Origin of the sequence: Streptomyces marokkonensis, assembly GCF_008312835.1 — a bacterium.
Taxonomy (GTDB): Bacteria; Actinomycetota; Actinomycetes; order Streptomycetales; family Streptomycetaceae; genus Streptomyces; species Streptomyces marokkonensis_A.
In genome coordinates this window covers 375,590-388,547 of the sequence record NZ_VSKS01000003.1, presented here as the reverse complement: position 1 = coordinate 388,547, position 12,958 = coordinate 375,590, and the positions used below count along the sequence as shown (strand labels likewise).

At 72.5% G+C, this 12,958-nt stretch carries 10 protein-coding genes and 1 pseudogene; 6 read left to right on the top strand and 5 right to left on the bottom strand.

Annotation, left to right across the window (positions count from 1 at the left end; genetic code table 11):
• Positions 1-82 precede the first annotated feature (82 nt).
• Both F1615_RS07460 and F1615_RS07455 read left to right on the top strand, forming a co-directional pair.
• Positions 83-409, top strand: a complete 327-nt coding sequence (locus F1615_RS07460; protein ID WP_142163020.1) for a GYD domain-containing protein — start codon at positions 83-85, stop codon at positions 407-409.
• A 34-nt stretch (positions 410-443) separates the two neighbouring features.
• Positions 444-593: pseudogene (locus tag F1615_RS07455) on the top strand (VOC family protein); the annotation flags it as partial.
• A 258-nt stretch (positions 594-851) separates the two neighbouring features.
• Here the strand turns inward: F1615_RS07455 and F1615_RS07450 are convergent.
• From F1615_RS07450 to F1615_RS07440, 3 genes are read right to left on the bottom strand one after another with little or no spacing between them, the layout of a single operon-like run.
• Complete coding sequence (locus F1615_RS07450) at positions 852-1,844, bottom strand: tetratricopeptide repeat protein (RefSeq protein WP_149548066.1); 993 nt, start codon at positions 1,842-1,844, stop codon at positions 852-854.
• Complete coding sequence (locus F1615_RS07445) at positions 1,841-6,364, bottom strand: hypothetical protein (RefSeq protein ID WP_149548065.1); 4,524 nt, start codon at positions 6,362-6,364, stop codon at positions 1,841-1,843. Before F1615_RS07445 ends, F1615_RS07450 begins: the two co-directional genes overlap by 4 nt.
• A complete protein-coding gene (locus tag F1615_RS07440) occupies positions 6,361-7,179 on the bottom strand; it encodes a hypothetical protein (protein WP_149548064.1) in 819 nt (272 codons plus the stop codon). The genes F1615_RS07445 and F1615_RS07440 overlap by 4 nt, the downstream gene beginning before the upstream one ends.
• Positions 7,180-7,519: 340 nt before the next feature.
• Here F1615_RS07440 and F1615_RS07435 point away from each other — a divergent pair, with 340 nt between their 5' ends.
• Positions 7,520-8,044: a Pycsar system effector family protein gene (locus tag F1615_RS07435; RefSeq protein WP_149548063.1), complete on the top strand. Its 525-nt coding sequence runs from the start codon at positions 7,520-7,522 to the stop codon at positions 8,042-8,044.
• 27 nt (positions 8,045-8,071) lie between these two features.
• Here the strand turns inward: F1615_RS07435 and F1615_RS07430 are convergent, their stop codons facing one another.
• Positions 8,072-8,788 (bottom strand): Crp/Fnr family transcriptional regulator, encoded by a 717-nt coding sequence (locus F1615_RS07430; RefSeq protein ID WP_244328662.1) that lies wholly within the window; start codon positions 8,786-8,788, stop codon positions 8,072-8,074.
• A gap of 246 nt (positions 8,789-9,034) precedes the next feature.
• Here F1615_RS07430 and F1615_RS07420 point away from each other — a divergent pair, with 246 nt between their 5' ends.
• The 3 genes from F1615_RS07420 (at position 9,035) to F1615_RS07410 (ending at position 10,820) form a co-directional block, all read left to right on the top strand.
• Positions 9,035-9,319, top strand: coding sequence for a hypothetical protein (locus F1615_RS07420; RefSeq protein ID WP_149548061.1), 285 nt, complete (start codon positions 9,035-9,037; stop codon positions 9,317-9,319).
• 72 nt (positions 9,320-9,391) lie between these two features.
• Positions 9,392-9,970 (top strand): redoxin domain-containing protein, encoded by a 579-nt coding sequence (locus tag F1615_RS07415; protein WP_149548060.1) that lies wholly within the window; start codon positions 9,392-9,394, stop codon positions 9,968-9,970.
• A 7-nt stretch (positions 9,971-9,977) separates the two neighbouring features.
• Complete coding sequence (locus tag F1615_RS07410) at positions 9,978-10,820, top strand: cytochrome c biogenesis CcdA family protein (protein ID WP_149548059.1); 843 nt, start codon at positions 9,978-9,980, stop codon at positions 10,818-10,820.
• Positions 10,821-10,875: 55 nt separating this feature from the next.
• Here F1615_RS07410 and F1615_RS07405 read toward each other — a convergent pair whose 3' ends face one another.
• On the bottom strand, positions 10,876-12,903 hold the full coding sequence (locus tag F1615_RS07405) for a hypothetical protein (protein WP_149548058.1): 2,028 nt from the start codon (positions 12,901-12,903) through the stop codon (positions 10,876-10,878).
• Positions 12,904-12,958: the final 55 nt, after the last annotated feature.

Sequence of the window (12,958 nt, the reverse complement as noted above, 5' to 3'; positions counted from 1 at the left end):
GGCTGTTCGGGGGATACGCGCGCGGCCTCGGCGGCATGCCCCACCCCGCGGGGAATCCCTGCTGGGACGAAAGGGAGACATGATGCCGCTCTATCTATCAAGATTCAGCTACACGCCGGAGACCTGGCAGAGACTCATCGGCCACCCCGAGGACCGCGCAAAGGCCGCTCAGTCGTACATCGAGTCCGTCGGCGGCAAGCTCCACGGCTTCTGGTACGCGTTCGGCACACGCGACGGCTACAACCTGTGGGAGGCCCCCAATAACGTCTCCATGGCCGCGGTCGCCCTGGCGATCAGCGGTGGCGGCGCACTCAGCTCGTTTGAGACGACCGTTCTGCTGACCATCGACGAGACCATGGACGCCTTGCACAAAGCCGGGCAAGTCCAGTACCGGGCTCCCGGTGCGTAGCGGTCCGGATGGCGGGCAGTTGCCTGGTTCAGGCACCAGGCACGACTGCCGCAAGACCTACGAGACGCTGCTCGAGAAGGGGGTGGAGTTCACCGAGGAGCCCACCGAGCGTCCGTACGGGATCGACTGCGGTCTGCGTGACCCCTTCGGCAACCGCATCCGCTTCACCCAGCCGAAGGCCTGAAGCGTTCCGGCACTTCGCATCCACGAACGGTCACACCTCGGGCCCGGCGTGCGGCACAGAAGTACAGCAACCGCAGTGACTCGCAGCAGACCACAGTGACACCCGAAGGGGCCGGATGCGGGGTGGGCGGACCGGTGCGCGGGAGGCTGATCGCACGGGGTGTCCGGCACGGTCACGGCCCGCTGGGGTCGGCCCGCGGGGGCCCGTCTGCCGGAGGCCTGGTCTCCGGCGGGCCGGCCGCGTGCTCCTCCGGGCGCTTCAGGGGGGCGGCAGGAAGTTCGGAATCCCTCCGTGCACTTCGTCGGCTTCCTTGTCACGCCCGAGCGCGCGCAGGTTCCTCTCCAGGCGCGTCCGCGTGTTCCGGGTGCCCGAGTACTCCTTTCCGGCCGCTCGCTCGATCCTCGGCAACAGGGCGGCGTTGACGGCGCGTGCCGCCTCGTGGTCGCCGAGCTCGTGCAGGGTGATGGCGATGCCCGCCTGCGCTTCGAGCGCGGCCAGGGAGTTCTCCCCCGACACCCTTGCGTGCCGCCGCTGGACGTCCCGGTACAGCGTCAGCGCCATTCCCAGTTCCCCGAGCCCGAAGAGGCTGCCCGCGAGGTTCTCCGTGGCCAGGATCGTCGTCGGGTCGTCCTTGCCGAGCCGTCGCTCGCATCGCCGCACGGTGTCGGTGTTCAGCCTGAACGCGCCACGGTGGTCCCGCAGTTCGTTGAGGCACGCCCCCATGTTGCAGGCCGCGAGAAGAGTGCCGGGATGGTCCTCGCCGTGTCTCTCCGACCGCAGCCGGAGAACTCTCTCGAACACCGGCCGGGCCTGTTCGGAGTCGCCGCGTGCGTGCAGGCAGGCGGCGAGGCGTTCGGCGGCGACGAGTGTGTGGTCGTGCGACTCCCCGATCGACGTCTCCCAGTCCTTCCGGACGAGTTCCGCCAGGAGAGCGCCGGGCTCGGCCCGGTCGGCCCTGTAGAGGTAGCGGAGGACGCGGATCACCAGGGAACGGAACCGTTCCGGCTCGCTGCTCGGCACGCCGGTCTCGCGCAGATAGGCGAGCAGCGTCTGCACGTCCGCCGTGACCAGTGCGTACGCGGCCCAGGTGCTCGGATCGTCCGGGTCGAGGACCGGCAACGCCGCGAGCCGGTCCCTCGCCGCCCGGCACACCGAGGCGTGCGCGGCCGGCTCCCCGGCGGTGCTTCTGCGGAACAGGTTCAGGACGTCCGTGTGCGCCTTCTCCACCTCGGGATCGACCGGACGCGTCACGATGGCCGCCCTCCCTCCGGACGGCCCGCACCGGCGGTGGTGGCGAGCCGCGCCAGCCGGACGCCGTCGACGACGTCGGGCGCCGCACCCGTGGGGGAGGTGCAGGCGAGTCCACGGGCGACGGCCGAGCCGAGCGTGGCCGCCGCCCCGGTGCCCAGTGCGCCGGTCACGGCGTCCGGGGCGCGTTCCAGCAGCGCCATGGCGAAGGACCAGTCCGTCGAGGCGACGTCGTAGAACCTGCGCAGCGCGACCCCCGGCGCGCGCTCCAGGAGGACGGGGAACAGGCGGACCACCGCGTCGGCGGGGATCCACCCTTCGCCCGGCCAGCCGAGGGTGCAGCGGCCGGCCTCGTGCAGGAGGTCGACCGGGTCCACCAGGTCGCCGAGGAGCGGCGAGGCCGCCAAGGTGGCCAGTGCGTCCACACCGAGCGCGGAACCGTCACCGGCCGTCGCGACGACCTCCTCACCCAGTTCGCGGAGTTCGCGCTCGTGTTCCGGTCTGACCTCCGCCGCGAAGACGAGCAGGTCGGCGGCTGCGGGAAGCGGGCCGTCGACGAGCATCGTCCGCACCCGCCGTGTGAACGCGGAGCTGAGAGGTGCTCCGGGCTGCGGGGTCACGAGGTCCACGGCCGCGGCGTAGACGGGGTCCTCGAAGCGTACGCGCGACGGTTCGGCGCGGTGGCCGGGCACCTCGCGGGCGATCCGGTGTTCCTGGTACGCGGCTGCGGCCAGCGCGCTCCTGGCCGGTGCCTGGGTCCCCGCCGGGTCCTGTGCGGCGCTGAGGTTCCGCAGGTGCATTCCCATGAAGTCCGGGTGAGGGGGTTTGCCCGCGATCATGTCGTTGGCGTGCACCTCGGAGACCCATGCGAGGAGCGATTGCAGATGGGCGTGTTCGAGGTAGGCCAGCCCTTCCAGTTCTCGCATGTCCTGTTCCCGGCAGCCCAGGGCGCGTACGGCCAGTTCGAAGCGGACGCGGTGGTCGGGACGGACGTACGCCGCCGCGTAGGTCTCGTCGATCCCCGCCCGACGGTCGACGACGCCGATGGTCCACCGGTAGGAGGGCATTTCCCCGAGCGCCCTGTCGATCTCCTTGGAGAAGGCGTCCGCGTCGGGACCGTGATGCGAGTCGCTGTGGTCGGGACCGTGGGCGGCCCGGTGCAGTTCGGCGAAACCGATGGCGCGTTCGGCGGGATCGGCGATCGAGCGAATGGCGGCTTCCGCCCGGGAGATGTCCCGGTGCGCCGGCCTTCCCACGAACCGGCGTACGACTCCGGCCAGGGTGCCGCACGGGCTCCGTTCGACGGCGCGGACCACGTCGGCCGGCGTACGGAAGAAGTGGTTGCGCACACGAGCGGCCCAATGCTGGTCGGCATTCATCCAGGCTGTGAATCCGAAGAGGTTCGCCTCCTCGGCCTGGTTCCTGGCGGGAGGCTCGCCCGACTCGCTGACGGCACTCACGAAGCTCTTGCCGACCCCGTCGCCGCCCCTCAGCGGGGCGGGCTCCTCCACGCTCCGCAGAACCTCGTCCAGGATCGCGGCGGCCGGGGATCCCTGGCCCCGTGCGAGATGGAGGTGGGCGATGCAGGCGAGCACCGAGTACCGGTCGGGGCCGTGGACCGCCGGGGCCGCCCGCCCGGTCGGGTCCTCGGCGTCACGGGACCGCGGCCGGTGGTCGCTCCACGTGCTGCTCCAGTCGTCACTCCAGTCGTCGCTCCAGTCGGTCCGCTGGATCCCCCTGGCCATCTGCGCCGCCCTGGTGAGGCTGTACGCGGCCATACGCCGCACGACGGCGATCAGTTCGTCGTCGCGCCGCATGCTGCGGAACCCGTTCGCCCGAGGGTCGGCGGACGGCCCTGGGACGGCGGAGTGGGCTCGTTCGACGAGCCGCAGTTCCTCCGCCCGGTTCGGTTCTCCGAGGGCTTTCATGACGTCGAGCCTCTCCAAGGGGCCGGAGGCCGCTGACGGGTAGCGGTCGAGAAGGGCCCGTGCGCGTTCGGGCGCCCCCAGACGCGTCCACAGTCCGACGCCGGGGAGCAGGCCGTGGCCCGGGACCGTCTCCATACGGGCGAGCAGAAGGCGCGCCGTGGTCCGGTCCACGTCCGCCAGCACACCGGCCGCGTCGGCCAGGTGGGAGGCGAGGTCTCCCTCCGCCCCGGCCACGAACACCTGGGCACGCACCTCGGCGAGGACGGCCCGGCTGGTGTCCTGGTCGTACGCCGCCCAGGCGGACGCCAGCCTCGCCAGGCCCCGCAGGCGGACTCCCGGGGCCGTGCTCTCCAGGGCCGTCTCGGCCTCCCACAGCAGCTCGACGGCCTGTGCGGGAGCGGCGCGCCCGGCCAGCTCCAGGTAATCCGCCCAGCGCTCACCGCTGATGCAGTCGACGAGTGTCCGGGCCCTGTCCACGTCCTGCTCGGCGGCGGCGATCGCGGCGGCGCGGTAGACGGCGTCCGGCTCCTTCCCGGCACCCCCCGATCGCGGCGCCGTCCGCCGGCCGTGGCGCCAGAGCCGCAGGGCGCGTTCGAGGTCGTGGGGCGCCAGCAGGCGGGCGGCCACCTCGATCGCCCTCCACGCGCCGCTGTCTCCCATGTGGCCCACGCCTGTGCTCGGCACCGACAACGCGGACTCGACGAGTCTGTCCAGCAGTTCGTCGGCCGAGGGGGTGCCGGGTCCGGGGGGCGCGTACCGCAGGATGTCCACGAAGGCCATGGTCTGCCGCAGCGACGGCCTGATGCCGTTCGCGTGTTCCAGGGCGTCCTTGACGCGCCCCGTCCGGGCGAGCAGCCCGATCACACGCGGCGGCAGCGCGCCGCTGGCCTGCGCCGCCTGGTGGCGTACGACGCCGAGGTACGTCATCGCGGGGAGACCGGCGGCCACGGGGACGGTGTCGGCCAGGTGGTGGGCGACGCCGTCGACGATGTCGAGGAACCGGCGGCCGGCTCCGAACTCGGCTCTGACGGCCCGCCGCAGGCCGGCGCAGACGATGTCGGCGGCTTCGGCGGTGACGTGGGGACCGGACTTCAGGAGGTGGGTGACGAGGTGGGTGAGACCGTAGCGGTCCGTCCGGGACCAGTCCACGTCCGCCCAGGTGGGCGCGGTGCCCCGGTAGTGGCAGGTGATCCGTTCGTGCCATCGGGTCTCGTCGACCCAGCACTCCGGGTGCTTCTCCCGGGCTTCCGCTCCGATCAGGAATTCGTTGACGGAGCTGTGGAAGAAGGCGATCCGGTCGCTTCGGTGGTCCAGGAGCCAGCGCAGACTCGCGAGGACCTTCCGCCCGGGTGCGCCTCGGACCGGGATGCCGGACAGGGCCGCGAGCTGTTCCTCCGTGAGCGCCTCCCTCGCCACGGTCAGCACGCCGATGACCGGCAGCCCCACCCCCTCCCAGCCGTCCACCGGCCCTTTGGCGCCGCCCCCCGGCCCCGACGTGAGTTCCTCGCGGACGAGCTCCACGAAGAAGCCGTACAGACCCGGCAGCCGCCCCGGTACGCCGCTGAACACGAGCAGCCTGTCGACGAGGCCGTCGTCCTGTTCCTCGAGGGCGTCGATCAGTGCCCGCGCGTAGGTGGCCAGGTAGAGGAAGTTGCCTGCGGCCCGGCGCACGGCGTGCCGCTTCGTGCTGCCCGGCAGGTTGCCCCTGGCCCGCTCGGCGGCGAGGACGGCCGGCCGCTCCAGGACGAGGTCCGCGTAGGTGTGGAGGTCACCCGCGACGTGGGGTGAGCCGGTGTCGATGACCACGTCGGTGAGCCGTTCCTCCCGGGCCGACCGGAACAGCCTCAGCCCTGTGTGCGGCCGGGAGGTCACGATCACCTTGACGTTGGGGGGCAGTTCGGGAGAACGGGTCAGCCAGTGCAGGAGCCCTTTCCTCGGCTCGGCCGTGTGGTCGTCGGCGATCTCGTCCAGCGCGTCGAGCAGGATGACGATCCTGGCCCCGGGGTCCTGCTCGGCCAGCACCCGCGCGGGCCCGATCAGCGCCAGGTGGGCCAGGTTGTCGGGGTCGAGGAGGCGGGGTTCCAGGTGCGCCGTGCCGATCTCCACGCCGTCGACCGTGCCCTCCACGTCACGGACGCGCTGTTCGACGGCCAGGGTGGCCGTGGCGTGGAACGGCGACACCCTGAGGTCCTCGATCCTGATGCCGACGACCCGGCCCCCGGCCCGTACGGAGTCGATGTGCTGCTGGACGACGACCGAGAGGCGTTCCAGTTCGAAGAGTTCCGGGCGCACGCGTGCGAGCTGGTGCCCGATGCTCAGCAGGAACGACTCGGTGTCTCCGCCGGTGACGGCGGTCCGGCTGTCCCGTCTGAAGAAGTAGCGGAGCCGGTCGGGGTGGGCCCGCGCGATGCCGGCGAGCAGGCTGGTCTTGCCCGTTCCCGGCTCGCCCGTGACCAGGACGTACTGGCCCTCCTCGGTCTTCAGGGCCTGCTCGATCTCGTCGTGGAGCCACGTACGCTCGACGAAGTCCGCCCCCGTGCGGGCCCGGACCACGTCCTCGAAGGCAGGTCTCGGCCGGGGTCGGCCGGTGTTCACCTGATGTCTCCGGCGGCCGTCTGTTCCACCCCGACCACTGTGGAGCCGGGCCCCACCCGGCCGGCCGTGACGGTGCCCTCGACGGTGCCGCCGAGCCGGCCCGTCCTCACGCCGGCCACGTGCGCGGCCTCCACCGCGTCCACGTTCACGGTGCCCCGCACCACGTTCGCCTCCTGCCGCTCCGGCTCGGGGACGGCGGACCTCAGGTCCAGCCACCGCACGTCGACGCCGGGCAGCCAGACCCAGGCCGCCCCCCGGTACTCCTTCTCCTCGACGGGCACCTCCTGGAACTCGTTCTCGCCGAGGGTGGTGTACGCCTTCCCCTGCACGACGTCGTGGAAGACCGTCGCCGACAGCCCGACGGCCAAGCAGGCGTCCGGCACCTGATCGAGGGCGGCGCGCAGGGCCGCGCAGTCGCGGATGCGGCCGACCGCGACCGGAGCGCTGCCGACGAAGCCGTTGGCGCCCGGCGAGGTCTCACCGAAGTGGACGGCGGCCCGGAGCCTCAGCCTTGTGCCCTGTTCCCGGCCTCGGTTGAAGGTCCGAAGGCCCGCTTCCAGGCTGCGCATGAAACCGTCGACCAGGGCCGGCTCGGAGTCCTCCTCGGGCAGGACGGCGAACAGCGAGTCACCGGCCTCCTGCGTCGTCCACTTCTCACGCCTCAGCCCGGCGGCGTGGGCCGCCGCGTCCAGCGACCTCCTGATCGCCGCCTGGAACTCGGTCTGCGTCGACGTGTCGGCGCCGCCGTATCCCTTCGCGTCGACGGCCAGCAGCAGTCTGCGCCCGAAGGCTCCCGCACCGTACGTCCCGTTCATGCCGCTCCTCGCCATGACACCTCTTGGTACACGCACTCCGGGGAAAATTCCGCCGCTTCACCCAACCCCCGTAAAAGCACGAAGGTTGCCGCGGTGCTGCCCGGCGCCCGCCCCCCCTTGCGGGCGCCGGCAATGAAGTCCTACCTCCGAGCCCCGCCGGACATCCCGTACTTCGACGAGGTTCCGCGCACTTTCACGGAATGCCGGGTGCTGGGACCGCTCGTGAGGCCGAGGTGATCCGACGAGTCACGAGAACCCGTCGAAGTGACTGGTCCGGTGGTGACGACCGCGCCCTACTGGACTGGGCGGAACACACCGTCGCAGACCGGAGGAGAGGTCCATGGAACCGACCGGGCAGGCCGATGAAAGCCGCCCCGCGCAGTACATGTTCACCGCGCTGCACACGACCCACCAGCACGCGGACGCGAAGTCCGGGATCCTGGCGGCCACGCAGATGGCGCTGGTCGGTACGGCGGGAACGTGGAGTCACCGGGCGGTGCTCCTCTGGGACCGGGGCGGTGCGGCCGGAGCGTTGGCCGGGGTGCTGATGGCCCTGTTCCTGTGCGGCCTGATCGGTGGTGTGGTGAGCCTGGCGGCGTCGTTGATGCCCCGGGTGCTGCGGGATCCGGACGTCAATCGGTACAGCTTCGCCCACCTTGCGTCGGGCCCCGACATCCTGCCGCCCGTCGACGGCGCGCAGCCGGACGAGGAGGCCGCACAACGCCGGGAGCTGTCGCGCACCGTACGGTTTCTCGCCCGCGTCGCGGTGCGCAAGTACCGCTGGGTGGCGGGGGCGGTGGTGTGCACGGCCGTCATGGGCGCGAGCGCGGGTCTGGGCGTGACCCTGCTGCCGCTCCTGGTCTGACATCATCGGCCGGATGCCGCCGGTCCGTCAGGTCGGCCGTCGCCTGCTGTGGGCCAGGTCCGCGAGTCGTTCCAGCTCGGGCAGGTTCCGGATGGTGGTGGAGCGGTAGCCGGTCTCCAGCAGTCCCTCGTCGCGCAGGTCACGCAGTACCTTGTGGATCGTCGTCTCGGCCGCGCCGACCATCGTGGCCAGCTCCGGCTGCGTCAGCTGACAGCCGATCACCACGCCGTCCGCCCGTGACGAACCGTAGGAACCGGCGAGTTCCACCAGCAGGCGGGCCAGTCGCACCTTTGCCGGATAGCCGCGGAAGTCCAGCCGCCGCCGGTTCGCCCAGCGCAACCGGTCGGCGACCATGCCGGTCAGGGCCATGGCGATCTCCGGGCGGTGCTTCAGCAGTTCCCGCAGATCGGCGCCCTGTGACACGCGGGCGGTCAGCGGACCGCAGGCGGTGACCGTGGCCGAGCGCGGGGCCCCGCTCATGGACGCCATCTCGCCGACCGTGTCCCCGCCGGCCCTGACCGCGAGGAGTGAGGTCTCGCCGTTCTCCACGGTCGCCGTGACCTTGGCGAAACCGGACACCAGGAGATACACGTGCTGTTCGTCGTCTCCCTCCCTCAGCAGCACGGCACCCGCGTCGCACCGGACCTCGGTACCCAGCTCGAGCAGGTCTCGCCGTGCCGGGGGCGACAGCACCCCCAGCAGACTGCGTGCGGGCCACTCGCCGGGCCGGATGGGCACAGCCACGGGCATCCCCTGCCTCCATGTGCGTTCGGGCATGGTCGCGAGGACATCATCGTGCCGGTCGGAACGACCCTGTGGAACAGGACCGCGGGCACATTCGAAGAGAACAGCCGCCTCGAGCGACGGTGTACTCCGCGTCGCCGAAGTCCGCGGCCACACGCAGCGGACCGACCGGCGCTTCCCCATGGGCTCGGAGTGTCGCCACCTCGGCCCGGTCCGGCCCGCCGTTTCCGCCACCGGTTTCCGCCCTTGTCGCCGGCCACCAGCAGCACGGCCCGGAGGGCCCTCAGCACCGGATCGAAGGCGGAGAAGATCCGGATCTCGCTGATGGCACGCTGGACCGGCTCGTACAAGTTCGGCAACGAGCGCACCGCCCGCAGCCATCCCGGAAACCAGGGACGCCGGAACCAGGGGTCGCACCGAGTGCCGCGCGACTGCGCCGACCCGGTCAGCTCCGTCCGGCCCGCGGCCGCATCACCGTCCTCGGCCTCGTGCGGCTCAGGTACGCCGTCGGCCGACGTCACCGATCCGTAAGGCTCCGGTCTGCTGCCCGCCCGGGCCGCCGGCACTACTGTCACCACCAGTCCCGACCTCCAGGAGCCCTCCTTGCGTGCCCGTAACCTCCTTCCGGCCGCCCTTGCCGCCGCCCTCCTCACCCTGACCGGATGCGGCTCGGACGAGGTCGCCGCGTCCGCCGACGGTACGAGGGCTTCCACCCCGAAGGCGTCTTCCCCCGCAGACCTCCGCGACAGCGGCAGCGGGTCCCCGGGCGCGGAGGTCCCCGAGGCGCTGCACTTCACCGCCACCACCGTGGACGGCAAGCCGTTCGACGCGAAGGACCTCGCGGGCAAGCCCACCGTGCTGTGGTTCTGGGCTCCTTGGTGCCCGACGTGCAAGGGGCAGGCCGCCGAGACCGCCGAGGTCGCCGCCGACTACGAGGGCAAGGCGAACGTCGTCGGCGTCGCGGGCCTGGACAAGAACTCCGCCATGCGCGACTTCGTCGCCGACACCGGCACCGCCTCCTTCCCGCACCTGTCCGACGAGAAGGGCGAGGTGTGGAAGCGGTTCGAGGTGACCCAGCAGAGCCACTACGTGATCCTCGACAAGAACGGGGAGACCGTCTACGAGGGCGTCCTCCCCGGCGGCGAGGGCCTGGCGGACAAGGTCGCCGCCGTCACCGGCTGACCCCGCCATGGCCGACCTGCCCCTCGCCCTCGCGCTCGGCGCCGGGATACTCGCCGCCGTCAACCCGTGCGGCTTCGCCCTGCTCCCCGCCTACCTGTCCCTTCTCGTCCTCGGCGACGACACGCCCCGCCGCGGCGTCGCCGTCGGCCGGGCGCTCGCCGCCACCGCCGCGATGACCATCGGCTTCGCCGCCTTCTTCGGCGTCTTCGGACTCGTCGTCCAGCCCGTCGCCGGCCAGGTCCAGCAGCACCTGCCCTGGTTCACCATCGCCTTCGGCCTGCTCATCACCGCCGCCGGAGCATGGCTCCTCGCCGGCCGCCAACTGCCCACCATGGCCCCGAAACTGCGCCGCGCCCCCACCGTCACGCGCTCCGTTCCCTCGATGGCGCTGTTCGGCATGGCGTATGCCACCGCCTCCCTCGGCTGCACCATCGCCCCGTTCCTCGCCATCGTGGTCTCCGCCTTCCGCAGCGGCTCCACCACGGAGGGCATCGCCCTGTTCACGGCCTACGCAGCCGGGATGGGCCTGATCGTCGGCGCGGCCTCCCTGACCGTCGCCCTCACCCGCACCACCGCCGTCACCCGGCTGCGCCGCATGGGCGCGATGGCCCCGCGTCTCGGCGGCGGCCTGCTCCTCCTGGTCGGCGCCTACGTCGCCTACTACGGCTGGTACGAGATCCGCGCCCTGCGCGACCCCGCCACCACCGACCCGGTCATCGACGCGGCGGCGAGCGTCCAGCGAGCCGTCGCCGACTCCCTGGACGCGGCCGGACCCGCCATGGTCGCGGTGCTCTTCGCGCTCCTGCTCCTCGCCACACTGCTGATCCGGCGTCACAGGCGATCACGGTGATCCCGGGCAGGGACGGCATTGAGCGTGTGAATGCCGGGTACGGCAGGCTCAGGGCTCACGCCGAAGGGCCCCGTCCCTCCTCGACCAGGTTCCACGCGTGGGCGAACAACTCGGGCAGCGTGCGGGTGGGGAGGGGGAGGGGGTTCTCCAGGCGGCCGTTGTACGAGCGGCCCACCCCGAGCAGGTCCGCCTTCCACGCCTCCATGGGCTGGTAGGGCTTCTGGGCGTGGATCCACTCGCCCGGCAGGAAGAGCCGGCGGCCCGCCCGGGCGCGCTTGTCCTCGACGGCCAGGCCGCGTTCGGCCAGCACGGCGGCGGCCTTCTGGTGGCGGGTGGGCTTCCAGCCGTTCCACGTACGGATGTTGCGGTCGCTCGGCGCGTAGAGGGTCAGCAGTTGCAGGTAGAGCGCCGCCGCGTCCTCGTCGACGCCGAGCTCGCCGGCGGCCCGTGCCAGGACGCCGGGCACGGAGAGGGCCGGGTTCGTCTCGTACGCCCCCGGCGGCAGCGAGGTGTCCTCGAGCCGCTCGACGAGGCGTGCGCAGGCCGGACCGCGCAGCCACTCCACCGCCTCGATCCCGGAGCCGTGACGGAAGCCCGCCGATGCCGCCCGCAGCGTGCGGGAGCGCTCGTCGTCGCCGTGGAAGGCCGGGCGGAAGAACAGCCGGGGCCGGGACCGCTCGCCCCTGCGGTCGACGACGCCGTCCACGACCACGGTCAGTCCGTCGTCGGCGCTCGCGACGTCCAGCGGTTCCGGGCCTCCCGTGTAGGGATGCGAGCCGAACCTGTCGCGCACATCGGCGACCCCGTGTCCCACCGTGTGGCTGAGGGTGCCGGCGTTCAGCAGCAGGCCCGGGTGGTTCAACCGGTCCCGCAGTGCCCGTACGAGGCCGGGCGCTCCGGCGCGGACCGGGTCACCGGCGGGGAGCTCCGTGCAGACGCGGAAGAGGTGCGGCACGACGGCGCGCAGCGTGTCCTCGAAATCGACGAGGTCCCGGCCCCCGGCGGTCAGGAAGGGGCCGTGCTCGCCGTTCCGGATCCAGGTGTCGAGGTCCGAGCCGAGACCGCGTATCGAGGCGTGGTCGGTGAACGCCGCGCAGAAGCGGGCAGCCGGCAGCCGGAACGGACGCAGCTCGATGACCGTGCTGAACGTACGCTCCGGGACCGCGGTCCGCCGGCCGTACCGCTCCCGCCACGCGTGCGCGATCCGTTCGGCCACCGCGCGCAGGCCGTGCGGCTCCCACAGCTCGGCGGGGTCCTCGGGCAGTACGTCCGCCGCCAGTTCGAGACGGTCGAGCGGGCGCGCCCGGGCGCACTCGTGGAAGCCGTCCTCGACCTCGGCCACCTTGAGCCCGTGGATCTTCCGCTCCCTGTCGTCGAGGTGCGGCAGGTATCCCACGGCGAGCATCCCCGCCAGGGCGAAGGACGCCGCCGCCCGGCCCGTCCCCGTGCCGTCCCGCAGCAGGGCCACCGCGTCGGGGTCCCACGGCACCGGCCCGCGCTCCCGGACCAGGTCCAGCAGGCGGCGCACCTGCTCGGCGCTGCCCCATCCCCCGCGCGGGACGTCGGTCGCCTCCTCGATCACCCCGAGGCCCGGCGGGTCCGCCTCCCCCGTCCGCAGGTCGACGAACGTCCGCAGCCCGTCGGCGGCCCAGCCGACCGCGACGGCCGCCCCCCGCTCGTCCCGGACGGCCTCGGGGCCGCCGTCGGCGAGCCGCACGAGCCCGGTGCGCAGGGCCGCCCGGGGGTCGGCGAAGGGGCTGTCGGCCCAGATCTCCAGCAGCGCGAGCAACCGCCGGCGCCGCTCGTCGCGGGTGGGCTCCACGGCGGCACGCAGCGCCACGGCACCGATGCGCCCGATGAACCGCGTCCAGGACCCTTCCCCGGCCCTTCCCGGCCCCTCGTTCGGCGCGGCCGGCTCCCACGTCCCGGCCAGATAGCGGCCCGTCCGCTCGATACCGGCCAGCGACCCCTTGCCGCTCCAGTGGCCCGCGCCGTCCACGAGCCCGTCCAGCGCGACCATCACGCCGTGATCGTCAAGGGCCGCCGTCCCGGTCCGCGCCGTCAGCAGCTCGCCCGTCGTCATCCCGTCTCCCCGTCCACGCCCGTACGCTCCACGAGGAGATCTTGACGTACGGGTC

Bases quoted from the DNA above. Each gene is read 5' to 3' on its own strand.
- F1615_RS07410 (WP_149548059.1), top strand. From the start codon at position 9,978: ATGGCCGACCTGCCCCTCGCCCTCGCGCTCGGCGCCGGGATACTCGCC.
- F1615_RS07435 (WP_149548063.1), top strand. From the start codon at position 7,520: ATGGAACCGACCGGGCAGGCCGATGAAAGCCGCCCCGCGCAGTACATG.
- F1615_RS07440 (WP_149548064.1), bottom strand. From the start codon at position 7,179: ATGAACGGGACGTACGGTGCGGGAGCCTTCGGGCGCAGACTGCTGCTG.
- F1615_RS07460 (WP_142163020.1), top strand. From the start codon at position 83: ATGCCGCTCTATCTATCAAGATTCAGCTACACGCCGGAGACCTGGCAG.
- F1615_RS07405 (WP_149548058.1), bottom strand. From the start codon at position 12,903: ATGACGACGGGCGAGCTGCTGACGGCGCGGACCGGGACGGCGGCCCTT.